Below are 379 nucleotides of genomic sequence, written 5' to 3'. Positions count from 1 at the left end.
GTTCTAAGCGTACCTTCCGTTTATCCCGACAAGGGCTCCTGGCACGCGTGCCCGGGGCCCTTCTCGTTACAGGCGACGGGGCAGGATCCCATTGCCCGGCGGCAGGATGCGGACGTTCGTCGGCCTCGTCACCGATTGCCGAACATTCCCTGGTCCAGCAGGCAGTCAATGAACGCGCCCAGCAGGGCGGGGCGATGCCGCCTGTTCGGGTAGTAGAGAAAAAGCCCGGGCCGCGAGACCGACCAATCCGCCAGTACCCGCACCAGCAGTCCCTGTGTCAACAGTTCGCCCACACCATCCTGTTCGAAGTGATAGGCGATTCCAAGGCCGGCCAGGGCCGACGCAATCCCGATGTCAGCGTGATTGGTGACGACAGGAC

1 protein-coding gene is annotated in these 379 nt (G+C 63.6%); it reads right to left on the bottom strand.

Annotation, left to right across the window (positions count from 1 at the left end):
• Positions 1-128: 128 nt before the first annotated feature.
• Positions 129-379 (bottom strand): LysR substrate-binding domain-containing protein (locus tag D7V97_RS43945; RefSeq protein ID WP_233583643.1); only part of this gene is annotated, 251 nt, incomplete at its 5' end.

Origin of the sequence: Corallococcus sp. CA053C (assembly GCF_003611675.1) — a bacterium.
GTDB lineage: Bacteria > Myxococcota > Myxococcia > Myxococcales > Myxococcaceae > Corallococcus.
This window is presented reverse-complemented; position numbering and strand designations above follow the sequence as displayed.